Below are 24,253 nucleotides of genomic sequence, written 5' to 3'. Positions count from 1 at the left end.
CTTGCTACAGCAAGCTTTTGACGTAGGCGTCAATGTCGCTGATGTATTTTTCAATGCCAGAGGCATCTTTCTCACGAATTAGATGTTCCAGCGTTTCACATAACTGCTTGCCGGGAACCAGATTAAGCATGGCAAACACCCCTTTAAGCCGGTGTGCTGTCTGTGCCAGCGCTGCAAAATCATTCGCAGCGGACTCAGTATACAACCGCTTAACATCATCTGGTACTGTATCAACAAAGAGTGAATAGTATCCGCTGGCGTGAAGCTCGGCATTTTCATTACCGCCAAGCGGGGATTCCGCTATCTCTTCCTGCGCCAGCTGCTCTTCTATTAGTTGTAGTACAGCTTCCTGCATCGCATTGCTTATATTAAAGTTGACGCGCAGCTGGCCAGGGCCGATTTTCCGCACGCCTGACTCATCATCGCTTAAAAGCAAGCCGGAGGCAGTAAGATTAGACGGATTATCAGTTAAAAACAGATCAAATTCTTGACTTGCAAGTCTTTCATCCGGCGTGATGCAGGCCGCCCCCCAGTTTTCTAACTGACGAACGACAATATTGCGGATCTCGTTCGAGGTCACATCGACCATCACCACGACATCATCCAGCAGACGTTCTTCATCTTCTTCCTGCGGGTTGGCCGCCATTTTCACGTGCAGAGAATAGCGGGTGCCGAGGGATTCACGGGCTTTGATATTCAGGTGGCCGCCGAGCTTGCGCGCCAGCTGATCGCACAGCCAGAAGGTGAGGGCATTGGCCTTGCCGTAGCGATCGCTTTGCGTGTCGTTCAGGAACGGGAAGTGGAGATTATCAATTTCACTCGTGGTGACGCCTTCCCCGGTGTCGAGGATGCGGAACGTCAGGCGGTCTTCTGCCGACTCCTCCGTACTGACTTCGAGGGTGATCTTGCCGATCTGCGTGGTCGTCACCGCGTACTGAATAATCATCAACAGTATGCGGCGCAGCGCTTCACGATCGCCGTGGCGCTCGTCATTTGCCGGAAGATTGTTATTGATCAGCAGCTGCAACCCTTTACGCTTAATCACGGGCAGGACTTCCGGAACCACTTCATCGATCAGATCCTGAATAGAGAAGAGGGTTGGTGTTCCTTTCCAGAAATCATTCTCCAGCATGTTCGCCAGCTGGATCTCGTCAACCATTCTGACCAGCGAGTCGGCCTGACAGGCAAGCTGGTGGCTTTCTGACGTATTTAACGCCGCCGCCTGGGTCGCCAGCGTTTTTAACGGCTGCTTGAAGGCATCGCCAATATTCTGCATAAATGCGGCGCGCCCCTGCTGGTTTTTCTCATATAGTCTTTGCGCCTGCTTGAGCTTTTTATTCACCAGCACCTCGCGATCCTGATCGCGAATGATGAAAATTTGCGTGCGGGAGGCGACCTGGCTGCGGAACTGACGGATCTCGTACAGCTCATTGTTGATGGTGGCCTGGATCACCCCCTGGTGCTGATCCGCCATGGTGGTGATGTTCTGCAGGTTAAGATGTGGCAGCAGATGGTCGGCAATTTTATTGCTCATTACCGTACGATTCGCTTCCTGATCGTGAACTAAGACCCCAAGCGGCAGCACGGAAATAATCTCTTCATTTAGCGCACGTAACACGCGCAGTTCATTGCTGGTGCCTGCCGGGACCGCAGAGGCGTCGCTCTGACGCCCCGGCTGGAAACGGAAGGTGCTGTAGCCAAACAGCGCCAGCGCCAGCAGACCGATATTCAGCAGCAGAGGCAGCAGGATATTTTGCAGCGTGTCGAGCAACAGCGTGCCAAACGGCACCTGCCACACCAGACGCATACCGGTCGAGTTCAGGGATGAGGCGATTTCGATTTTTGAGCCGTTAAAGGAGATCGAGACGCTTTCTGCGGCCTCTTTGTCAGATGCCGCACGCATGTTCTGGGTGCTGTTGTCGGGCTCCAGACGGAAGCTGTCGAGCGGCATGTCCGGCGGGATTAAATCGTTAATCGGTAAATCGAAGGCCACAACTGTCGCCAGATGTCCTGGCTGGTTGAAGGTGGTGCGCAGAGTAAAATAATGACCGTTTTGCCAGGCCAGACGACGCAGGGAAGAGAAGCTCTCACGTTCATCAAGGGCATTCGCCTGCTGCAGCATCTCTGCCCGGCGGGAGTCGACGATGCTGCCCACGGTGGTCTCTTTAAACCCGGAAGAGAGATCTTTTAACGGCAGGGTTGAGATCAGGATCATACTGTTGTCCTGACCGTTCAGATAGTACATCGACCACGGCACCGTTTCGGCCCCCCAGAGGGTATCCAGATAGGTCGAAATACGCTGTGTCATCTCGAGCGTTGCGCTGTCGTGAGAGCCAAAAATGAGCGCCTCAGTCTTACGCTGCGGTTTTTCGAGGTAATAGACATCCTGCTTAAGCCGCGTCTCCTGAAGTCCATCTCCGGATGAGGAGGCCGGGGCGGCCGCAATATTGTCGTAAATCTGCCAGGTGGCGTAGCGCCAGGTATCGATGCGCTTATGCACGGCGTGGGTGATATCGACGACCTGATAGCTCTTATCCTTCAGCCAGGCGTTAACCGCGCTTTGTACCATCACCCCCATGGTCACTAACAGCACAACGATCAAAAGAAGAAAGAAACGGGTGATGCTCCCGGGGAGGAGGGAGAATTTGCTCGGGGCGGTGGTTTCAGTCTGACTCATTGATATTTTTAACCCGTCATGGTCATGCTCTGTGGCGATAGGGCAGTATAAAGGGTAATAACTGAATTTCCAGCGCCACCGTCCGGGAACAGGCGACTTTTTCAACGGACAATACCGGCGGCGGGTGGCGCGGTAAACATGTACAAACTCGTCCTGCGCGTACAAATAAAAAGTGCGGCTGGCCAGCAAATAGCACGAATTAACAAGAAATTAAGTTTTACATCAATTGTGTGTTAGCGAACGATCGCCGGGGAGAATTTAGTTAATAGTCGTTACAATTTCGGTACGGTAGCACAAAAAATGAGGCGTTGCGTAAAGAAAGGTAAAAAAAAAACCGAATGCGAAGCATCCGGCTCAATTAGGGATAAACAGACATTCAAAACTGAATGACGGTAATAAATAAAGTTAATGATGATAGCGAGAGATATTTTAGAGATTAGCCGCGATCTTGTTTTGTCATTCAGTGCTGTAACGGTTTTTATTATAAGTACTTGATTGCTATATGTATGATTTTTCTTTTGATTATAAGTTCTAAATTTATAAGCTATTTGTGCTTTGTAAAAGTTCCTTGATGTTTACATTTTGAAACATCTTGATGGACAAATGAAACATCTTCAAAGTTTTCGTATCATATTCGCATTGGATTATTCTGTAATTTTGCGGAGAATGAAATTGCCGACTGGTTAATGAGGGTTAACCAGTAAGCAGTGGCAATTATAAGGCATATAACAGAGGGTTAATAAAATGAAAGTTAAAGTACTGTCCCTCCTGGTACCAGCACTCCTGGTGGCAGGCGCAGCAAATGCGGCCGAAATTTATAACAAAGATGGCAACAAATTAGATCTGTACGGCAAAGTCGATGGTCTGCATTATTTCTCTGACGACAAGGGTAACGACGGCGACAAGACCTACATGCGTCTTGGCTTCAAAGGTGAAACTCAGGTTAACGATCAGCTGACCGGTTATGGCCAGTGGGAATACCAGATTCAGGGCAACAAGGACGAAGGCGACAACCAGTCCTGGACTCGTGTGGCGTTTGCAGGTCTGAAGTTCGCGGAAGCAGGTTCATTCGATTACGGTCGTAACTACGGCGTGATTTACGACGTGACCTCCTGGACCGACGTTCTGCCAGAATTCGGCGGTGACACCTACGGTGCCGACAACTTCCTCCAGTCTCGTGCTAACGGCGTGGCAACCTACCGTAACCAGGACTTCTTTGGTCTGGTTGATGGCCTGAACTTTGCTCTGCAGTATCAGGGCAAAAACGGCAGCGTAAGTGGTGAAAACACCGACGGTCGCAGCCTGCTGAACCAGAACGGCGATGGCTACGGTGCATCCGTGACCTATAACCTGGGCGAAGGTTTCAGCGTGGGTGGTGCGATGTCCTCCTCTAAACGTACCGCCGATCAGAACGCACTGGGCGTATACGGTAAAGGGGATCACGCAGAAGTCTATTCTGGTGGCCTGAAGTACGATGCCAACAACATCTATCTGGCAGCACAGTACTCTCAGACCTACAACGCAACCCGTTTTGGTACCTCTAACGGCAGCAACCCAACTACCGCTTACGGCTTTGCTAACAAAGCGCAGAACTTCGAAGTGGTTGCTCAGTACCAGTTCGACTTCGGCCTGCGTCCATCCGTGGCTTACCTGCAGTCTAAAGGCAAAGACATCGAAAACTTCGGCGATCAGGATCTGCTGAAATATGTTGATGTGGGTGCGACTTACTACTTCAACAAAAACATGTCCACCTACGTGGATTACAAAATCAACCTGGTTGATGAAAATGAATTCACCCGTCAGGCGGGTATCGGTACTGACGATATCGTCGCGCTGGGTCTGGTTTACCAGTTCTAATCGTGCCGTCGTGTGACGTAAGGGGGCCTGATGGCTCCCTTTTTTTGTGCCTCTCAGATTCTCACAACTCACCCGTTTTGGTGTACTCTTGCCGCCCTGGCATGAGGATAATAATGAATGGACATGACTTTTTTACGCGCCAGCTTTCTGGCTATGCTTTTTTTCCTGACCGCGTGTAACGATCCCGCGCCCGTGGCGAAAACCGACGCACCTGCCGCGACGGTGCTCGAAGGCAAAACGATGGGCACCTTCTGGCGCGTCAGCGTGATGAACCTCGATAAAACGCGCACGGATGAGCTTCGCGGCAAAATCCAGGCACAGCTGGACGCCGACGATCAGCTGCTGTCGACCTATAAAAATGACTCGGCGCTGATGCGCTTTAACCTCTCAACCAGCACCTCTCTGTGGCCGGTGAGCGAGGCGATGGCCGATATCGTGACCGAGGCAATGCGCGTAGGTTATAAAACCAACGGGGCGATGGATGTGACCGTCGGTCCTCTGGTGAACCTCTGGGGTTTTGGCCCGAATAAACAGCCGGTGAAGACGCCCGAACAGGCGGCCATTGATGACGCCCGCGCCCGGACCGGGCTACAGCATCTGACCGTCATCAACCAGTACGGGCAGCAGTACCTGCAGAAAGATATTCCCGATCTGTTTGTCGATCTGTCGACGGTCGGGGAAGGCTACGCGGCGGATCATCTTGCTGCACTGATGGCGCAGGAGGGGATTTCCCGTTATCTGGTCTCCGTGGGCGGCGCGTTGGTCAGTCGGGGCATGAACGCCAGCGATAAACCGTGGCGCGTGGCGATTCAAAAACCGACGGATCGGCAAAATGCCGTGCAGGCGATAGTGGATATCAACGGACATGGCATCAGCACTTCCGGAAGCTATCGCAACTATTACGAGCTTGACGGGAAGCGTATTTCGCACGTGATTGATCCGCAGACCGGCCGCCCCATCACGCATAACCTGGTCTCGGTAACGGTCATTGCCCCCACCGCGCTGGAAGCGGATGCCTGGGATACCGGATTAATGGTTCTTGGCCCGGAGAAAGCCAAAGAGGTGGTCCGTCAGGAAGGGCTGGCGGTTTATATGATCACCAAAGAGGGCGACGGGTTTAAAACCTGGAGCTCGCCGCAGTTCAACAGTTTCCTGGTCAGCGACAAAAATTAAAAAGCAAGGTTGCGGGTTTTTTATCGGTGGCGCTCAGGCACGCTCTATGTATGCTTATACGAGGAGCCGATCATGAAAAACCCAACCTTCACTACCGATGAGGATCGCTGGCAGGCCGTGCTGGCCCGCGATCCGCTCGCTGACGATCAGTTTGTCTTCGCCGTGCAGACGACCGGTATTTTCTGCCGTCCGTCATGCCGCGCCCGCCACGCGCTGCGTAAAAATGTCCGCTTTTATCCCGATGCCCGGCACGCCGCTCAGGCGGGCTTTCGTCCGTGCAAGCGCTGCATGCCGGACAAGCGCGACCCGCAGGCGCAAAAGCTGGCAAAAGTGGAACACGCCTGCCGGCTTCTGGAGCAGGATCCCGCGTTAACCCTGGAGAGACTGGCGGAGCAGGTTGCCATGAGTCCTTTCCATTTCCACCGCCTGTTTAAATCCGTGACCGGCATGACGCCAAAAGCCTGGCAGCAGGCGGCGCGGGGTCAGCGTCTGCGCACCGCGCTTGCGCAGGGAGACAAAATTACCGATGCCGTGCTGGCAGCGGGATTTCCCGACAGCAGCAGCTATTATCGTAAAGCCAACGATGCGTTGGGCATGACGGCGAAGCAGTACCGTAAAGGAGAGGTGGCCGTTCGGTATGCCATCGATGACTGTTCGTTAGGACGCTGTCTGGTCGCCGAAAGCGAGCGGGGGATCTGCGCGATTCTGCTGGGTGACACCGATGCTGAATTAACCGCAGAGCTTGCCACGCAATTTCCAAAAGCGACGCACGCGCCGCGGGACGACGCCTTCGTACAGCGGATCCACCAGGTCATTGCCAGTATTGATAACCGCGACGTACCGCTTGCGCTGCCGCTGGATATTCGCGGTACCGCGTTCCAGCAGCGCGTCTGGCAGGCCCTTCGCGCAATTCCCTGCGGTGAAACGGCAAGTTACCAGCAGGTGGCGCAGGCGATTGGTCAACCCGGTGCGGTACGCGCCGTCGCCGGAGCCTGTGCGGCCAACACGCTGGCGATTGTGATCCCCTGTCATCGCGTGGTTCGCAACGACGGCGCACTGTCGGGCTACCGCTGGGGGGCGGCGCGAAAAGCGCTATTACTGAAACGTGAGGCGAAACGCCGGGAGGGATAATGCTCGATCTTTTTGCGGATGCTGAACCCTGGCAGGAGCCGCTTGCGCCGGGGGCGGTTATCCTGCGTCGCTTTGCTCTCTCCCGTGCGGAGGCGTTGCTTGCCGGTATTGAAGAGGTCACAGCGGCTTCACCGTTTCGCCATATGGTGACGCCGGGCGGCTACACCATGTCGGTGGCCATGACCAACTGCGGCGAACTGGGCTGGGCGACAAACGAACGTGGGTATGTGTATGCTCCGAACGATCCCACGACAGGTCGGTCGTGGCCTCCCATGCCTGCGGTTTTCCAGGCACTTTGTCACGAGGCTGCCGTGGCGGCGGATTATCCTGACTTCCGTCCTGACGCCTGTCTGATCAACCGCTACGCCGTCGGGGCGAAGCTCTCGCTGCACCAGGACAAGGATGAGCCCGATCTGCGCGCGCCTATCGTTTCGGTATCGTTAGGCCTGCCCGCCGTCTTTCAGTTTGGGGGATTACGCCGCAACGATCCGCTCAAACGCATCATGCTGGAACATGGCGATGTGGTGGTGTGGGGCAGGGAATCGCGGCTTTACTATCACGGAATTCAGCCGCTGAAAACCGGCGTTCACCCCCTCACGGGCGAGTACCGCTTTAATCTGACCTTCCGTCAGGCGGGGTACAGTAAACTAAAATAAGAATTATTCTTGATGTCCGCGCAGGGCAGTTTACACTGCTCGCTGATTTTTATTGTCCGGATTGCCTGCATGCAACTACTTCTCCTCGTCTGGCGTCAGTACCGCTGGCCCTTCGTCGCCGTCATGGCGTTAAGCCTGGCCAGCGCCGCGCTGGGTATTGGCCTGATCGCGTTTATTAACGTGCGGTTGATTGAAATGGTCGACACCTCGCTCTCCGTATTGCCGGAGTTTCTTGGCCTGCTCTTGCTGTTGATGGCGGTTACGCTCGGCTCCCAGCTGGCACTGACTGCGCTCGGCCACCATTTCGTTTTCCGTTTGCGCAGCGAGTTTATCAAGCGCATCCTGGACACTCAGGTCGAGCGCGTCGAGCAGCTCGGCAGCGCCTCCCTGCTGGCGGGGCTGACCAGCGACGTTCGCGCCATTACTATCGCGTTCGTTCGTCTGCCGGAGCTGGTGCAGGGGATCATTCTGACCTTCGGCTCGGCGGCCTATCTCGCCTGGCTCTCCAGCAAAATGCTGGCGGTGACTGCGCTGTGGATTGCCATCACCATCTGGGGCGGTTTTGTGCTGGTGTCCCGCGTCTATAAACACATGGCGGTCCTGCGCGAAACCGAAGATAAGCTCTATAACGATTACCAGACGGTGCTGGAAGGGCGCAAAGAGCTCACCCTGAACCGCGAGCGCGCCGAGTATATCTTTAACCATCTCTATATTCCGGACGCGCGCGAATACCGGCACCATATCATTCGCGCCGATACCTTCCACCTGAGCGCGGTGAACTGGTCAAACATTATGATGCTGGGCGCCATTGGCCTGGTGTTCTGGATGGCGAACAGCCTGGCCTGGGCGGATACCAACGTCGCGGCAACCTACTCACTGACGCTGCTGTTTTTGCGCACGCCGCTGCTCTCGGCGGTCGGCGCATTGCCCACCTTGCTGAGTGCGCAGGTGGCCTTTAATAAACTCAAAAAATTCGATCTCGCGCCGTTTAAGCCCGAATTCCCGCGCCCGCAGGCCTTCCCGAACTGGCAGACGCTCGAGCTGCGTAACGTCACGTTCCGCTATCAGGACAGCGCCTTCTCCGTGGGGCCGCTCAATCTGACGATCCGCCGCGGCGAGCTGCTGTTCCTGATTGGCGGCAACGGCAGCGGTAAATCGACGCTGGCGATGCTGCTCACTGGCCTTTATCAGCCGCAGTCGGGCGAGATTTTACTGGATGGCAGGGCGCTGAGCGCGGAGAAGCCCGAGGACTACCGCAAGCTTTTCTCGGCGGTGTTCACCGACGTCTGGCTGTTTGAGCAACTGCTGGGTCCGGAAGGGCAGCAGGCCAATCCTGCGCTGGTGGAAAAATGGCTGGCGCACCTGCAGATGTCGCACAAGCTGGAACTTCAGGACGGCAAGATCCTTAACCTCAAACTCTCCAAAGGGCAGAAAAAACGCGTGGCGCTGCTGCTGGCGCTGGCGGAAGAGCGTGACATCATTCTGCTCGACGAGTGGGCGGCGGATCAGGACCCGCACTTCCGCCGCGAGTTTTATCAGGTGCTGCTGCCGCTGATGCAGGAGATGGGCAAAACCATTTTCGCCATCAGCCACGACGATCATTACTTTATTCACGCTGACCGCTTGCTGGAGATGCGCGACGGCAGGCTGAGCGAGCTGACCGGTGAAGCGCGCGATGCGGCCTCGCGTGACGCGGTGGCGCGCACGGCCTGATGCCCGTGTGCCGGGTGGCGGCTTCGCCTTACCCGGCCTGGGATTTTGTAGGCCCGTGCAGCGTAGCGCCGCCGGGCACAATGATTTGCACGATATGCCGCTTTTTTCTCCATCCCGGCCCGTTGTTTATTCTTATTTACATATCCTCGCGCTATGCTTAATACCAACTTATTTCATGGATTTATGATTGATGTCGGTATTAAAGAAAAACAGCGCCAGACAGCGTGACCAGGAACGTGCGCGACTGATCTGGCTTCTCACGACCGATAAAGCGGTCACGTCTACGCTATTAGGCAAACTGACCCTGGCTGAGCAATATGATGTCGGCACGTTAGCCGACGATATTGCTGAGGTAGGTGCGCTGGTTGCTCACTTACCCCCGCCGGATCTGGCGGACACCCTTGAAGCGCTTCCCTCGGAAGAGCGTCATGCCCTGTGGAGGCTGGTGCAGGATCACGAGCGCGGACAGGTGCTGCTTGAGGCCTCGGAAAACGTCTGGGACGACCTGATCGATGAGATGAGCGATCGGGACATCCTCGACGCCCTGCAAACGCTGGATATCGACGAACAGATTTACCTGGTTCAACACCTGCCGCGAAACCTGACCGGCCGCCTGCTGGCGTCACTGCCTGCCGATGAACGCGCGCGCGTGCGCCAGGTGATGCATTACGAGAAAAACAGCGTCGGCGCGATTATGGAGTTCGGCGTTATCACGGTGCGCCCGGACGTGACGCTCGGCACCGTGCAGCGCTATCTGCGTCGCCTGGGCAAAATGCCGGATAACACCGATAAGCTGTTTGTCACCTCCCGGGATAAAACCCTGCTTGGCGAACTGGAGCTGAAAACCATCCTGCTCAACAGCACCCAGCGGAAGGTGAGCGAGGTGATGGAAAACGAGCCGATGGTCTTCTCCCCGGAGGACGATGCGGAAAAAGCGGCGCGTACCTTCGAACGTGATGACCTCGTGAGTGCCGCCGTCGTGGACTCCGTCGGCAAACTGATGGGGCGTCTGACCATCGACGAGATCGTTGACGTGGTTTATGAAGAAACCGATAACGATCTGCGTGCGCTGGGTGGGATCAGCGCGGAAGATGACGTCCATGCCTCCGTCGGCAAGGCGGTGAAAACGCGCTGGGCGTGGCTGGCCATTAACCTGTGTACCGCGTTCATCGCCTCCCGCGTGATTGACGGCTTTGAACACACCATTTCGCAGCTGGTGGCGCTGGCCTCGCTGATGCCGATTGTGGCCGGGATTGGCGGCAACACCGGAAACCAGACCATTACCATGATCGTCCGCGCGCTGGCGCTGGAGAATATTCAGCCCGGCAACTTCGCCTTTCTGATCTTCAGAGAGATGGGCGTGGCGCTGATCAACGGCCTGGTGTGGGGCGGCATTATGGGCGGCATCACCTGGTGGCTGTATGACGATATGGCGTTAGGCGGCGTGATGATGCTGGCGATGGTGCTGAATCTGCTCGTGGCATCGATGATGGGCGTCATTATCCCGTTGACCATGACCAAACTGGGGCGCGACCCCGCGGTGGGGTCGAGCGTGATGATCACCGCCATCACCGATACCGGCGGTTTCTTTATTTTTCTTGGGCTGGCGACGATTTTTCTGCTTTAAGCCGACGCTTAATGCGGGCGGGAAGCAGCACCATGACGATAATCCCGCCCAGCACGCCAATCGCCAGATTGCCGGTTGATACCGTGGCGGCAACGGTGACCAGCATGACGACCGTTTCTGCAATCGGGGCCGTTTTCAGCGTGGCCGGCTGAAGGCTGTGCCAGCTGAAGGTTTTAACGGCGACGATGGCCATAATGCCCGCCAGCACCGCCATCGGGATGTTGGCCATCACGTCGCTGAGCGCCGTCACCAGGATCAGCAGCACGATGCCCGCAGCGAAGGTTGAAATGCGGCTTCGGCCTTTCCCCATCTCCACGTTAACGATGGTTTGTCCGATCATCGCGCAGCCCGCAATACCACCGTAAAATCCGGCCAGGATATTGCCGATGCCTAATCCAATGCTTTCGCGGCGTTTACTTGACGGCGTCGCGGTCAGCTCATCCACCAGCTTTGCGGTCAGCAGGGATTCCAGCAGGCCGACAAACGCGATGCTCAACGCGCACGGCCAGATTATGCTCAGCGTCTGTAAATTGAGGGGGACCAGAAGTTCGCTAAGACCCGGCAAGCCGCCGCTCATGGCGCCTTCATCGCCCACGGTCGGCAGGTTTTGCCCGGTTGAAACGGTAAACAAGGTTAACAGCACAATCGCAATCAGTGGGGAAGGGATGCTTTTGAAATAGCGCGGCACCCACAGCACGATCAGTACCGTCAGCACGAACAGGCCTACAATCAGCGGGCTTCGGCTCCAGAAATGCGGAACCTGCGCAAAGAAAATCAATATCCCGAGGGCGTTAACAAACCCGGTCATGACCGACTGGGGAATAAAGCGCATCAGCCTTGCCATGCCCAGCACGCCAAACAGAATCTGAATTACGCCAGCCATGAGCACGGCGGGAAGAATGTACTGTACGCCGTGCTGATGCACCATGGGCCCAATAACCAGCGCCACGGAACCGGCCGCGGCCGTGACCATCGCCGGACGACCGCCCAGCACGGACAGGGCAAGACAGAGCACAACGGAGGCGATCAGGCTGACCTTCGGGTCAACGCCCGCCACCACCGAAAATGAGATGACCTCGGGGATCAGCGCCAGGGCGGTAATCACGCCAGCCAGCGTTTCACGCGTCAGCTGTTTAGGGGAACGCAGCACGCTGGCGACACGGTTTTCGGGAGAGACAGCAGAATGGGGTAGGGACATAACGTTTCGCTGGTTAGGGCAGGCTTCCGTGCGCGCGATCACAAAACGCAACATACTAGCCAGTTAAACCGCGCTTTACCAGACGCTTCGATAATTCCTCACAAACAATCCATCATTAAATTTCACAATTACAATAATTTCGTAACCTTTAAACAATATTTAAAAGTTGTTACCGTGCCCCCGCAGCTTGTTTCACCTGCAATTTCCACGCATCAAGCACTTTTACACTAAGGCATAAATTATGAAAAAAATGACTGCCATGCTCTTTTCTCTGGCCGTGGGGCTTAACACCGTCTCCATGGCGGCGAAAGCTGACGCACCAAAAGAGCAGGAAACGGACGTCCTTTTAATCGGTGGCGGTATCATGAGCGCCACGCTGGGAACCTATCTGCAAGAACTGCAGCCGGACTGGTCAATGACCATGGTCGAGCGCCTTGATGGCGTGGCGCAGGAGAGTTCGAACGGCTGGAACAACGCCGGTACCGGCCATTCGGCACTCATGGAACTGAACTATACGCCGCAGAAAAAGGACGGTTCCATTAGTATCGAGAAGGCGGTAGAGATCAACGAGGCGTTCCAGGTTTCTCGCCAGTTCTGGTCTCACCAGGTCAACAGCGGCGTACTGCACGACCCGCACTCTTTCATCAACACCGTACCGCACATGAGCTTTGTGTGGGGCGAGCAGAACGTCAACTTCCTGCGCGCGCGCTACGCCGCACTGCAGCAGAGCACGCTGTTCCGCGGAATGAAATACTCTGAAGACCACGCGCAGATTAAAGAGTGGGCTCCGCTGGTCATGGAAGGTCGTGACCCGAACCAGAAAGTGGCGGCGACCCGTACCGAAATTGGTACCGACGTCAACTACGGTGAAATTACCCGTCAGCTGGTGACGTCACTGAAGAAAAAAGAGAACTTCAACCTGCAGCTCAGCACCGAAGTGCGCGGTTTCAAGCGCAACGCGGATAACAGCTGGAGCGTGACCGTTGCCGATCTGAAAAACAACGAAGCCGAGCACGTCATCAAGGCGAAGTTTGTCTTTATCGGTGCGGGCGGTGCCGCGCTGAAACTGCTGCAGGAGTCCGGTATTCCGGAAGCGGATGACTACGCGGGCTTCCCGGTGGGCGGTCAGTTCCTGGTGTCCGATAACCCGGAAGTGGTGAATCGTCATCTGGCAAAAGTGTACGGTCAGGCTTCCGTGGGCGCGCCGCCAATGTCTGTTCCGCACATCGATACCCGTATGCTTGACGGCAAACGCGTGGTGCTGTTTGGCCCGTTCGCGACCTTCTCCACGAAGTTCCTGAAAAACGGCTCCCTGTGGGATCTGCTGAGCGCAACCACCACCTCTAACGTCAAGCCGATGATGGACGTGGGGCTGGATAACTTCGATCTGGTGAAATACCTGATTAGCCAGGTGATGCTCTCTGACGACGACCGTTTCGAAGCGCTGAAAGAGTACTATCCTGAGGCGAAGAAAGAAGACTGGCGTCTGTGGCAGGCGGGTCAGCGCGTGCAGATCATCAAGCGCGATCCGAAAGAGGGTGGCGTGCTGCGTCTGGGCACCGAAGTGGTGAGCGATAAGGACGGCACCATCGCCGCGCTGCTGGGGGCGTCACCGGGTGCGTCTACCGCTGCGCCAATCATGCTGCACCTGATGGAAAAAGTGTTTAAAGACAAAGTCGCCAGTCCGGAATGGCAGGCGAAGCTGAAAACCATTATTCCATCCTACGGCACGAAGCTGAACGGTAACGTGAGCGCGACGGAGCAGGAGCTGGAATACACCAGCCGCGTACTGCAGCTGCAGTACATCAAACCGCAGGCTGCGGATGCTGCGCCAAAAGCGGAGCTGAAGCCTCAGCCGGAAAACAAACCGGTTGCGGATATCGCGCTGTAAGGTAAAAAAGCCGGGTGGCGCTGACGCCTACACGGCCTATGTTCGGTGTTGTTTTGTAGGTCGGGTAAGGCGAAGCCGCCACCCGACTTAATTTCAACGTACGACAGCCTGCTCAATCTTCTCTTCAGCCTTCCACACGCGATACTTCACTTCCACGTTTTCAGGCGTATAAACCACGATCGGCAACTTGCTGTTGTAGCGCAGCAGGCTATTGTCGCCCAGATACGCTGTCACAAATTTCTTCTCCTTCTTGCCATCCGGGCAGGCCATCATGGTGGAGACCGGCGAGGTCACTTTATCAAAGACGTAGTAGTCGTAACCCCAGCCTTCCAGCGTTTTGCTTTCCAGCTGACCACCCAGACGATGCTGGTTGCAGTCCACTTCCAGCGTCTTGCCAATTAACAGCTCCACTTTGTAGTTCGCTTCATCCTGCTGAACCGGAAGCTGAATCACCTGACGCGTCATCCCTTTATCCGCTTTCGGATACGGGGCGACTTTTTCCAGCGGCTGCGCTTTAGGTGTTTCGCTGGCGAAAGCGCTGGTGCTGGCACACGCGGCGGCGATGAGTGCGATGGCAAGTTTAGGTGCGTTTTTCATTGTCATTCCTTTATGTCAAAACGATCTTGCACAGGTTAACATAGCGACCGTGAATGATTGGTGTTATTTACTTACATTTTCAATATATACAGCGTAATAAACCAGTTATTTGTTATTTATGCAGGTGTTTGTACTGGCGTGGAGTCTGGCAGGCGTTTGTGTTATTTTAGACTTTATATAATGTTATTCATCTGTAAAAGGGAAGAGAGATGGTTCGTGCAAAACTGAAAACGCCTGAAGGCCGCAAGTTCCTCCTGGCGCTGCTGGTCGTGTTTATGATTGCTGCCGCGTGCGTGGGGCGTGCCACGATTGTTGGCGTCATCGAACAGTACAACATTCCTCTCTCTGCCTGGACAACCAGCATGTACGTCCTGCAGTCGGCGATGATCTTTGTCTACAGTCTGGTATTCACCGTTCTGCTGGCTATACCGCTGGGTATTTTTTTCCTGGGCGGACGTGATAAACACTAGACGCCGATTTGCGATAACTAAGCCATCCTGCGGGGTGGCTTTTTTTATGCCTGATAATTTTTATTCGCCTTTCCAGGATATTCTGTTGAGAGCACCTTTGTTTACAGAAAGCAGGAGAGGCTTAATGCAATCCCGGTTTGCCACGCTCCGCCAGATCCCAAAAGGTGTCTGGGTGGTCGGTGGAGTAAGTATGTTGATGGATATCTCTTCGGAGATCATTCACAGCCTGCTGCCATTGTTTATGGTCACGACGCTGGGCGCCAGCGTGATTTTCATTGGTTTGATTGAAGGCCTGGCTGAGGCCACTGCGCTGTTTATCAAGGTGTTTTCCGGCGCCATCAGTGACTATCTGGGCAAGCGTAAAGGACTGGCGGTTCTGGGCTACGGTCTTGGCGCGTTGAGTAAACCGTTGTTCGCTATCGCCTCTTCTTCCGGCATGATTCTGGGGGCACGCTTAATCGACCGGGTCGGGAAGGGGATCCGGGGAGCGCCGCGCGATGCGCTGGTTGCTGACGTTACGCCGCCGGAACTTCGCGGCGCGGCCTTTGGGCTGCGTCAGTCGATGGACACCATCGGCGCATTTCTCGGGCCGCTGCTGGCAGTAGGATTGATGCTGCTGTGGAACGATGATTTTCGCACGATTTTCTGGATCGCGGTGATCCCCGGCGTGCTCGCCGTGGCGCTGCTTTTCTTCGGCCTGCATGAGCCGAAAGCGCCCGTCGAACATAAACGCACGAACCCCATCAAAAAAGAGAACCTCAGGCGTCTCGGGAAAGGCTGCTGGTGGGTGATTGGTCTGGGGGCCATCTTTACGCTCGCACGCTTCAGTGAAGCCTTTCTTGTCCTGCGCGCACAGCAGTCGGGGGTGCCGCTGGCGCTGATCCCGCTGGTGATGGTGGCCATGAATCTGCTCTATTTCCTCTCAGCCTATCCGTTTGGCAAGTTATCGGACCGGATGAGCCACACCAGGCTACTGCAGTGGGGTCTGGTGATGCTGATTGGAGCAGATATTGTGCTGGCGCTGAGCACCCACTGGGCTGGAATGCTTCTGGGCGTTGCGCTTTGGGGAGTGCATATGGGGATGACGCAGGGGCTGCTGGCGGCAATGATCGCAAAAACGGCGCCTGCGGATCTGCGCGGTACCGCCTACGGCATTTTTAGTCTGGTCAGCGGCGTGGGATTGTTAGTCGCCAGCCTGGGCGCCGGGGCAATCTGGGAAACGTTTGGGGCGGAATATACGTTTTATGCCGGGGCGGTGATTTGTCTGGTAACGCTTGTGTACCTGCGCAAAACGCCGGACGAGGCGAAATAAAAAACCAGCCATAAGAGGCTGGTTTTCAAAGTATTTTTGGTCGGCACGAGAGGATTTGAACCTCCGACCCCCGACACCCCATGACGGTGCGCTACCAGGCTGCGCTACGTGCCGACGCATAGAAAGAATACTACTCGATTCCGTTTTGAATGCAAGGAAATCCGTCGCTAACTGGTTTATTATTAATCAGTTAGCGACAAAACGCTTCTCATCCGTCAGGACCTGCAGCAGCAGGCTCAGCTGCGGTTTCTGGTCTTTCAGCCGCTCACCCTGCAGGTTATACGTCTGATAATTCCCGTTGCTGTTCAGCACCAGCGTCAGCTTCGGCGTGGTCACCACCAGCGTATTATTCCCTGCCGCCGTAACCCAGTTATGGCGGCGCGCGGCGCTGAAGAGATCCTGGCCCTGCGAATACTCGTTTGCCGGCGTGCTGACGTGCAGCAGGCGTTGCATCAGGGTGGTCATCACATCTTTATGCTCGGTAAGCATAGTGATGCGCTGCGCCGGGGTGCCCGGCCAGTGGATGACCAGCGGAACCTGCAGGTTAGGGCGTGACCAGCTCATGCTCTTCGTCTCGTCACCTAACGGGACGCCATGGCCTGCCGTCACGATCACCACGGTGTTGTCCAGCTTGCCGGACTCACGTAGTGCGTCAAGCACGCGGGCAATCTGCGCATCAACATCACCCGCCGCGCGGCCGTAGCGGCGCGCGAAATCACTCTTATTGCTGTTAGCAAGCGTTGTGCCGTTAAAGGCAACCCATGAGAACCAGCGGTTATCTTCCTGGGCATAGCGCTGCAGCCAGTTTATCCATTGGCTGGCGGTCTGCGCATCGGACTGATTCTGTGCCGCCGGCAGTGAGAAATCAGACAGCAGCGCCTGGCGGTAGAGCGGGCTGTTAAAGCCATCGGATGAGAACAACCCTAACTGATAGCCCTGCTGATTCAGCCCGGTGATCAGCGCCGCAGGCGTGCGGGTAGAGAGTACGCCGTCCATGTATCCGGCTGAAATGCCATAGAAGAGGCCAAAGATGCCCGCGTCGGTTGTGTTACCGGAGCTCATGTGCTGAGTAAACGTGACGTTTTGACTCGCGAAATTGGCCAGGGCTGGCATCTGCTTCTCATAACGGGAATAGTTCAGGCCATCGACGGTGATCAGCAGGACGTTTTGCCCGCGGCCCATATCGCGATAGCGCAGGTCGCTCAGCGGATACTGCACGCTGACGGCTTCCGGGTTACCCTGCTCGATAAGGCGGCGCTGGTACTCCTGCGCATCAAGCAGGCCATGTTTCTCGAGGAAGCGGCGGGCCGTCATCGGGTACGAGAGCGGCAGGTTCGCGCGCTGCATAGTAATAGGACGATAGAAGTTCGCATCCGCCCAGATATACATGATGTGCGAACTGATAAAGGAGACGAAGAAGAGCGCGGCGACGGGCTTCGCGTAGTGGCGTCGGCGGGTCAGGCTACGCAGTTTTTGCCAGCTCCAGGTGGCAAACAGCATCTCAATCAACAGGATCACCGGGACGCTGATAAACATCAGCTGCCAGTCGCGGGCCGTTTCGTTCTGGTCGGGGTTAATCACCAGCTCCCAGACGATGGGGTTGAGATGCAGGTGGAAGCGGGTGAACACTTCACTGTCGATAAGCAGCAGCGTCATCCCCACAGTCGCAAGGATGGCGGACAAGAATCGCATCAGACGCTGCGACATGACGATAAACGTCAGGGGGAACAGGATCAGCAGATAGGTGGCGAAAACCAAAAAGCTAAAGTGACCGACAACGCTTATCCAGGAGTAGATACGCCCGGTGAGCGTTGTTGGCCAGTCTGCGACAAACAGATAACGACAGCCAATGACCGTCGCCAGCAGAATGTTGAACAGGGCAAACCAGTGCCCCCAGCTGACCATCTGGGAGACTTTTTCACGGTAGCGCTGACGATTCGTCACCATAAACTGTTGTTCGTATCCCTTAATGGGCCGGGTCGTTGCTGACGGACGACTGTAAAGCCTGGGCGAAAGATTTTGCGATCGCCTGACGCTGAGCCGGAGCAACGCTGGTGTTAATCAGGTTGGTGACCATATTTCCCAAAACCATCAGGGAGAGATCGGTCGGCGTTTTATGTTTTTCCAGTACGTTGACCAGCTCACTGAGCAGTTGTTCAACGTGTTCATCACTGTAGCGGGAATGTTGTGGCATAAATCAAAATCAGTTTGTTGATGAAAGGGCAACATATTACCGTAGCAACAGCTTTTTTTCCCCTTTTTTATCTGTTGTTGCACACATGTCCTGGTGGTGGTTGAATACCGCCCGGTCTAAAAGGAGAGTTTATCATGAGTCTGGAAATCAACCAGATTGCCCTGCACCAGCTTATCAAGCGCGATGAGCAAACCCTTGAAGTGGTGCTGCGCGATTCGTTACTGGAACCTACGGCGACCGTTGTGGAGATGATGGCAGAGCTGCATCGCGTCTACAGCGCCAAAAATAAAGCCTATGGGCTGTTCAGCGAAGAGAGTGAACTGGCCGATAGCCTGCGCCTGCAGCGCCAGGGTGAAGAGGATTTCCTGGCGTTTAGCCGTGCGGCAATCGGGCGCCTGCGCGACGAGCTGGCGAAATATCCGTTCGCCGACGGCGGGATCGTGCTGTTCTGCCACTACCGCTATCTGGCGGTCGAGTACCTGCTGGTTACCGTGCTGAATAACTTAAGCAGCATGCGCGTGAACGAGCAGCTGGATATCAGCTCGACGCACTATCTGGACATCAACCATGCGGATATCGTGGCGCGTATTGATTTGACCGAGTGGGAAACCAACCCGGAGTCGACCCGCTACCTGACTTTCCTGAAGGGACGCGTGGGCCGCAAAGTGGCGGATTTCTTTATGGACTTCCTCGGTGCCAGTGAAGGGCTTAACGCCAAAGCGCAGAACAAAGGGCTGCTCCAGGCGGTTGACGATTTCACAGCCGAAGCGCAGCTCGATAAATCTGAGCGCCAGACGGTGCGTCAGCAGGTTTACAGCTACTGCAACGAACAGCTGCAGGCAGGGGAAGAGATTGAGCTGGAGTCGCTGTCAAAAGAGCTGGCGGGCGTCAGCGAAGTCAGCTTCCAGGAATTTACCGCAGAAAAGGGCTATGAGCTTGAAGAGAGCTTCCCGGCGGATCGCAGCACGCTGCGTCAGTTAACCAAGTTTGCCGGCAGCGGCGGCGGGTTAACCATCAACTTTGATGCGATGCTGCTGGGGGAACGTATCTTCTGGGATCCGGCCACCGATACGCTGACCATTAAAGGTACGCCGCCGAATCTGCGCGATCAGCTTCAGCGCCGCACCTCGGGCGGTAAATAGCAGGCACAAAAAACCCCGCAGAAGCGGGGTTTTTTTTCGACAGGTTTGCGATTACGCGCGAACGAAGTCGATGTGAGTCAGTTTTGGCTTGAACGCGTGACGCTGAACAGCCTGAACTTTCACTTTTTCTTCTTTACCGCCAACAACGATGGTCAGAACTTCGCTGTAGAATTCAGCTTTGGTCTGCAGGTTCCACAGTTTGTCGTGATCCAGTTCGATTGCAACTGGAGCAGCTTCGCCACCGTAAACGATAGCCGGGAACTTGTTAGCGGTACGCAGGCGGCGGCTCGCACCCTTACCCTGCACGTTACGTACTTCTGCTTCGATAGTGAACATTGATTTCTCTCTGTATTTAAAACCCTACTACAGGCGACCCAGCAGCAGGTGAGTGTTCTGCCTCACGGATGTGAAGCGGGCGGCATTTTATACTCAAATGCCCCTCACATCAATGAAAAGTCCCGCTACCCGCGCAATTCGTTGGCGCGACGGAAGCGACCTTCGTAGTCAAAGAGTTTTTCGCGCACCTGCCAGAACTGGCCTTTTTTGCGGGCGACGACAAAATCCGGATGGCGCAATAGCACCTGCTGGCGCACGATATCGGCCACGGTGATCCAGCGCAGGGGCACGCCCGGAGTGCGGGTGTGCGGGCGGATAAACAGCTGTTCGAAGGCCGTTCGCTGGGCAGGCGTCTGAAGCCGGAAGCGCTCGCTGACGTCCGCCCCGTCTTCATCGTAATAAGTGATTTTCAGCCATTCGCCTTTTTCATCGGCGCCGGGCTGCAACGCCATGCCGGAACAGCGCAGCACCAGCGCATCTTTCAGCTTTAATGCCGCTTTTAGCATGTCGTCCGGGTCAACCAGCACCGTGTCGCACTCCCGACAGCGGCGAGCGGCAATGTCATTTTCGGCGTTGCACTGCGGACAGTTTTTAAAGCGGAAACGAAAATCGCACTGCTCGCGATGCCCGTCATCATCTTCAAACCAGCCCTGACAGCGGCGGCCAAAATGTTCGATCAGCGTGCCGTCGGCGGTGGTTTTGCCCCAGAAGGTGTTGGCAAACCCGCAGGCAGGGCAAAAGACCTGCACGGGCACGTTGTCGCTTTTCCCTTTTGGCGCGCCGACTTCAGGCGTATAGAGATCGTGCGGGTTACCGGCATAATCCAGAATCAGGCAGTCGGTTTTCCCCGGCGCCAGACGCAGGCCGCGGCCAACAATTTGCTGATACAGACTGACCGATTCGGTCGGGCGCAAGATAGCGATCAGGTCGACGTGCGGGGCGTCAAAGCCGGTGGTCAACACCGACACGTTAACCAGATAGCGGAACTGCTGGGCTTTAAAGGCCTCAATCAGGCGGTCGCGCTCGGGGCCGGGCGTCTCGCCGGTGATGAGCGCCGCGTCGCCGGAGGGCAGTAACCCGGTGATTTCGCGCGCGTGCTCAACGGTGGCGGCAAAGATCATCACCCCTTTGCGCGTCGCGGCGAACTCCTCAATCTGGCTGATGATATGCGGCGTAATGCGCTTTTGCTTTTTCAGCTCCTGGTTAAGATCCGCTTCGCTGAATAACCCGTTGCTCTGCGCCTGCAGGCGGCTGAAATCGTACTGCACCACCGGCATATCCAGCCGTTCAGGTGGCGTCAGGTAGCCATGTTTAATCATGTAGCGCAGCGGAAGCTCGTAGATGCAGTCGCTAAACAGGGCCTTGTCATCGCCGCGCACCATGCCGTGATAATGGTAACGATAGATCCAGCCTTTACCCAGACGAAACGGGGTCGCCGTCAGGCCCAGCAGGCGCAGGTGAGGGTTCACCTCTTTCAGGTGCGTCAGGATTTGCTGATACTGGCTGTCGTCGTCATCGCTGATGCGGTGACACTCGTCGACAATCAGCAGCGAAAATTCGCTGCGAAACAGATCCAGATTGCGGGCCACCGACTGCACGCTGCCAAACACCACCTTGCCGTGGCTCTCTTTACGCTTTAGACCGGCGGCGAAAATGTCGGCTTCCAGTCCAAGCGCACAATACTTGGCATGGTTTTGCGCGACGAGCTCTTTAACGTGCGCCAGCACCAGTACGCGGCCACGGGCCAGACGCGCCAGTTCGGCAATGACCAGGCTTTTGCCTGCACCGGTCGGGAGCACAATCGCCGCCGGCTCGCGATGTTTACGGAACCAGGCGAGGGTGGCGTCAACGGCTTCCTGCTGATAGGGACGAAGTGTAAAAGTCATGGGGTCTCGGTTTCGTTATTCCGCACATAGTATGCCACGAAACTTTTTCCCTTGAGTGGCGCAACCAGACCATTATACTGAACCGTTCCAGACTGCTTCTATTTTCGGACCTGTTGTCCGACTTCCTGCACCATTAAGGCTAAAAAGATTTCATGCGACTTGATAAGTTTATCGCTCAGCAACTCGGCGTAAGCCGCGCTATTGCCGGGCGCGAAATTCGCGCCAGCCGCGTTACCGTGGATGGCGACATTGTGAGAGACAGCGCGTTCAAACTGCAACCTGACCATCAGGTGGAGTATGACGGCAATCCGCTGACCCAGCAGCACGGTCCTCGCTACTTTATGCTCAATAAGCCGGAAGGCTACGTCTGCTCAACGGACGATCCGGATCACCCGACGGTGCTCTATTTTCTTGACGAACCGGTGGCGCACAAGCTGCATGCCGCAGGCCGCCTCGATATCGACACCACCGGTCTGGTGCTGATGACCGACGACGGTCAGTGGTCGCACCGCATCACCTCTCCACGCCACCACTGCGAGAAAACCTATCTCGTGACGCTGGAGTCACCGGTGTCGGATGACACGGCTGAGCACTTCGCGAAAGGCGTGCAGCTGCATAATGAAAAAGATCTGACCAAACCGGCGGTGCTTGAAGTCATCACCCCGACGGAGGTCCGTCTGACCATCAGCGAAGGGCGCTACCATCAGGTGAAACGTATGTTTGCCGCGGTGGGGAACCACGTTGTTGGCCTGCATCGCGAACGGATTGGTGCGATTGAACTCGATCCCGACCTTGCGCCAGGCGAATACCGTCCGTTAACGGAAGAAGAGATCGCCAGCGTCGGTCTGCCTTCGCACTAATTTCAGGAGAACTCTGTGACCACCAGGCCACACTCGTCGTTCAAAATCGTCTTCATTCTTGGCCTGCTGGCCATGCTGATGCCGCTGTCTATTGATATGTACCTGCCCGCGCTGCCGGTCATTTCCGCGCAGTTTGGCGTCCCGGCGGGCAGCGCGCAGATGACGCTCAGCACCTATATTCTCGGCTTTGCCCTCGGCCAGCTGTTTTATGGCCCGATGGCGGACAGCCTTGGACGCAAGCCCGTCATTCTGGGCGGGACGCTGGTCTTTGCGGCCGCTGCGGTTGCCTGTGCACTGGCCCAGACCATCGATCATCTGATCATCATGCGCTTCTTCCACGGTCTGGCAGCGGCAGCGGCAAGCGTGGTGATTAACGCCCTGATGCGCGATATCTACCCGAAGGAAGAGTTCTCCCGCATGATGTCGTTCGTGATGCTGGTGACGACGATTGCGCCGCTGGTGGCGCCAATGGCGGGTGGTGCGGTGCTGGTGTGGTTCAGCTGGCATGTGATTTTCTGGATCCTGGCCCTGGCCGCGCTGCTGGCCTCGGCAATGATCTTCTTCTTTATAGATGAAACGCTTCCCGTCGAGCGCCGCCAGAAGTTTCACATCCGTACCACCATCGGCAACTTTGCCTCGCTGTTTCGCCACAAGCGCGTGCTCAGCTATATGCTGGCAAGCGGGTTCAGCTTTGCCGGAATGTTCTCCTTCCTGAGCGCCGGGCCGTTTGTCTACATCGAGCTTAACCACGTGTCGCCGCAGCACTTCGGCTATTACTTTGCGCTTAATATCGTCTTCCTGTTCATCATGACCATCATCAACAGCCGCTTTGTCCGGCGGGTGGGGGCGCTGAACATGTTTCGCGCGGGGCTGTGGATCCAGTTTGTGATGGCGATCTGGCTGGTGGTGAGCGCGTTTCTGGGCGTGGGCTTCTGGGCGCTGGTGGTCGGCGTAGCGGCCTTTGTCGGCTGCGTGTCGATGGTGTCGTCCAATGCGATGGCGGTGATTCTGGATGAGTTCCCGCACATGGCGGGGACCGCCTCTTCCCTGGCGGGGACGTTCCGCTTCGGCATCGGCGCTATCGTTGGCGCGTTGCTTTCGATGGCCACCTTTACGACGGCATGGCCCATGCTGTGGGCGATGGCTTTTTGCGCAACCAGCTCGATACTCTTCTATCTTTACGCCAGTCGACCGCGAAAAGCGGCTCACTGAAACACAGAGAAGGCCCGCCAGGGCCTTCAGATTGATGACAAACCCCGCTATTAATTATGTTGCTGGTTTCTTGCCGGGTGATGCTGCGCTTGCCAGGTATACATATCTCAACAATATCAATAAATTGCATCATTCATCGTAGGCCCGTGCAAGCGTAGCGCCGCCGGGCGACACTCACTAAATGCACTTTATCAACAGTCTGAAGGCCCGCATCAGTAAACTCATGGCTTAAGCCCTTTATCCGGGTTGCACTGCATATGATCCCAGCCCTTATAGTTACGGACTTCAGGTACGCGGGCCGGCAAGTCCTTCCAGTTCGTC

The 24,253-nt window shown here is 55.9% G+C and carries 19 protein-coding genes and 1 tRNA gene; 12 read left to right on the top strand and 8 right to left on the bottom strand.

What is annotated here, in order from left to right:
* Positions 1 to 4 precede the first annotated feature (4 nt).
* Positions 5 to 2,677 carry a phosphotransferase RcsD gene (gene rcsD / locus ACOTXF_RS17515; protein WP_021241536.1) on the bottom strand — a complete coding sequence of 891 codons (2,673 nt, stop codon included), beginning with the start codon at positions 2,675 to 2,677 and terminating at the stop codon, positions 5 to 7.
* 744 nt (positions 2,678 to 3,421) lie between these two features.
* Here rcsD and ACOTXF_RS17510 point away from each other — a divergent pair.
* From ACOTXF_RS17510 to mgtE, 6 genes are all read left to right on the top strand, one after another.
* Positions 3,422 to 4,534, top strand: coding sequence for a porin OmpC (locus tag ACOTXF_RS17510; protein WP_008500242.1), 1,113 nt, complete (start codon positions 3,422 to 3,424; stop codon positions 4,532 to 4,534).
* A 117-nt stretch (positions 4,535 to 4,651) separates the two neighbouring features.
* Positions 4,652 to 5,707: an FAD:protein FMN transferase ApbE gene (gene apbE / locus ACOTXF_RS17505; RefSeq protein ID WP_008500243.1), complete on the top strand. Its 1,056-nt coding sequence runs from the start codon at positions 4,652 to 4,654 to the stop codon at positions 5,705 to 5,707.
* Between the two features lie 72 nt (positions 5,708 to 5,779).
* Complete coding sequence (gene ada / locus ACOTXF_RS17500) at positions 5,780 to 6,838, top strand: bifunctional DNA-binding transcriptional regulator/O6-methylguanine-DNA methyltransferase Ada (RefSeq protein ID WP_023294099.1); 1,059 nt, start codon at positions 5,780 to 5,782, stop codon at positions 6,836 to 6,838.
* Positions 6,838 to 7,494 carry a DNA oxidative demethylase AlkB gene (alkB, locus tag ACOTXF_RS17495; protein ID WP_047747622.1) on the top strand — a complete coding sequence of 219 codons (657 nt, stop codon included), beginning with the start codon at positions 6,838 to 6,840 and terminating at the stop codon, positions 7,492 to 7,494. Before ada ends, alkB begins: the two co-directional genes overlap by 1 nt.
* A 69-nt stretch (positions 7,495 to 7,563) precedes the next feature.
* Positions 7,564 to 9,207 (top strand): multidrug ABC transporter permease/ATP-binding protein, encoded by a 1,644-nt coding sequence (locus tag ACOTXF_RS17490; RefSeq protein ID WP_316937070.1) that lies wholly within the window; start codon positions 7,564 to 7,566, stop codon positions 9,205 to 9,207.
* A 190-nt stretch (positions 9,208 to 9,397) separates the two neighbouring features.
* Positions 9,398 to 10,834 carry a magnesium transporter gene (gene mgtE, locus ACOTXF_RS17485; RefSeq protein ID WP_021241530.1) on the top strand — a complete coding sequence of 479 codons (1,437 nt, stop codon included), beginning with the start codon at positions 9,398 to 9,400 and terminating at the stop codon, positions 10,832 to 10,834.
* Here mgtE and ACOTXF_RS17480 read toward each other — a convergent pair.
* Positions 10,797 to 12,086 carry a SulP family inorganic anion transporter gene (locus tag ACOTXF_RS17480; RefSeq protein WP_048963226.1) on the bottom strand — a complete coding sequence of 430 codons (1,290 nt, stop codon included), beginning with the start codon at positions 12,084 to 12,086 and terminating at the stop codon, positions 10,797 to 10,799. The two genes, mgtE and ACOTXF_RS17480, sit on opposite strands and share 38 nt — an antisense overlap.
* 187 nt (positions 12,087 to 12,273) lie before the next feature.
* On the opposite strand from ACOTXF_RS17480, the gene mqo reads away from it, so the two are divergent.
* Positions 12,274 to 13,923 carry a malate dehydrogenase (quinone) gene (mqo, locus tag ACOTXF_RS17475; protein WP_023325740.1) on the top strand — a complete coding sequence of 550 codons (1,650 nt, stop codon included), beginning with the start codon at positions 12,274 to 12,276 and terminating at the stop codon, positions 13,921 to 13,923.
* A 93-nt stretch (positions 13,924 to 14,016) separates the two neighbouring features.
* Here the strand turns inward: mqo and eco are convergent, their stop codons facing one another.
* Positions 14,017 to 14,520 carry a serine protease inhibitor ecotin gene (gene eco, locus ACOTXF_RS17470; RefSeq protein WP_047748461.1) on the bottom strand — a complete coding sequence of 168 codons (504 nt, stop codon included), beginning with the start codon at positions 14,518 to 14,520 and terminating at the stop codon, positions 14,017 to 14,019.
* A gap of 209 nt (positions 14,521 to 14,729) precedes the next feature.
* Between eco and ACOTXF_RS17465 the strand changes: the two genes are divergently transcribed.
* Complete coding sequence (locus ACOTXF_RS17465) at positions 14,730 to 14,990, top strand: DUF2534 family protein (protein ID WP_010433451.1); 261 nt, start codon at positions 14,730 to 14,732, stop codon at positions 14,988 to 14,990.
* A 124-nt stretch (positions 14,991 to 15,114) separates the two neighbouring features.
* Positions 15,115 to 16,302 (top strand): MFS transporter, encoded by a 1,188-nt coding sequence (locus ACOTXF_RS17460; protein ID WP_048963228.1) that lies wholly within the window; start codon positions 15,115 to 15,117, stop codon positions 16,300 to 16,302.
* A 37-nt stretch (positions 16,303 to 16,339) separates the two neighbouring features.
* On the opposite strand, the gene ACOTXF_RS17455 is transcribed toward ACOTXF_RS17460, so the two are convergent.
* The 3 genes from ACOTXF_RS17455 to ACOTXF_RS17445 form a co-directional block, all read right to left on the bottom strand.
* A tRNA-Pro gene (locus tag ACOTXF_RS17455) sits at positions 16,340 to 16,416 on the bottom strand.
* Positions 16,417 to 16,488: 72 nt separating this feature from the next.
* On the bottom strand, positions 16,489 to 18,249 hold the full coding sequence (gene yejM / locus ACOTXF_RS17450; RefSeq protein WP_023294051.1) for an LPS biosynthesis-modulating metalloenzyme YejM: 1,761 nt from the start codon (positions 18,247 to 18,249) through the stop codon (positions 16,489 to 16,491).
* 19 nt (positions 18,250 to 18,268) lie between these two features.
* Positions 18,269 to 18,496 (bottom strand): YejL family protein, encoded by a 228-nt coding sequence (locus tag ACOTXF_RS17445; RefSeq protein WP_008500958.1) that lies wholly within the window; start codon positions 18,494 to 18,496, stop codon positions 18,269 to 18,271.
* A 134-nt stretch (positions 18,497 to 18,630) separates the two neighbouring features.
* Between ACOTXF_RS17445 and yejK the strand changes: the two genes are divergently transcribed.
* The gene (gene yejK / locus ACOTXF_RS17440; protein ID WP_045414658.1) at positions 18,631 to 19,638 is read left to right on the top strand and encodes a nucleoid-associated protein YejK; all 1,008 of its coding nucleotides are present in this window, start codon (positions 18,631 to 18,633) and stop codon (positions 19,636 to 19,638) included.
* A gap of 51 nt (positions 19,639 to 19,689) precedes the next feature.
* On the opposite strand, the gene rplY is transcribed toward yejK, so the two are convergent.
* Positions 19,690 to 19,974 carry a 50S ribosomal protein L25 gene (gene rplY, locus ACOTXF_RS17435; RefSeq protein ID WP_008500956.1) on the bottom strand — a complete coding sequence of 95 codons (285 nt, stop codon included), beginning with the start codon at positions 19,972 to 19,974 and terminating at the stop codon, positions 19,690 to 19,692.
* Between the two features lie 125 nt (positions 19,975 to 20,099).
* Positions 20,100 to 21,860, bottom strand: a complete 1,761-nt coding sequence (locus ACOTXF_RS17430; protein WP_045414656.1) for a DEAD/DEAH box helicase — start codon at positions 21,858 to 21,860, stop codon at positions 20,100 to 20,102.
* Positions 21,861 to 22,012: 152 nt separating this feature from the next.
* Here ACOTXF_RS17430 and rsuA point away from each other — a divergent pair, with 152 nt between their 5' ends.
* A complete protein-coding gene (gene rsuA, locus ACOTXF_RS17425) occupies positions 22,013 to 22,720 on the top strand; it encodes a 16S rRNA pseudouridine(516) synthase RsuA (RefSeq protein ID WP_021241522.1) in 708 nt (235 codons plus the stop codon).
* Between the two features lie 15 nt (positions 22,721 to 22,735).
* Positions 22,736 to 23,932, top strand: a complete 1,197-nt coding sequence (locus ACOTXF_RS17420) for a Bcr/CflA family multidrug efflux MFS transporter (RefSeq protein ID WP_008500953.1) — start codon at positions 22,736 to 22,738, stop codon at positions 23,930 to 23,932.
* Positions 23,933 to 24,253: the final 321 nt, after the last annotated feature.

Source organism: Enterobacter cloacae complex sp. IR53041 (assembly GCF_049238285.1).
GTDB classification, from domain to species: domain Bacteria; phylum Pseudomonadota; class Gammaproteobacteria; order Enterobacterales; family Enterobacteriaceae; genus Enterobacter; species Enterobacter roggenkampii.
The sequence above is the reverse complement of the archived record's forward strand: the minus strand, read 5'-3'. Positions and strand labels throughout refer to the sequence as shown.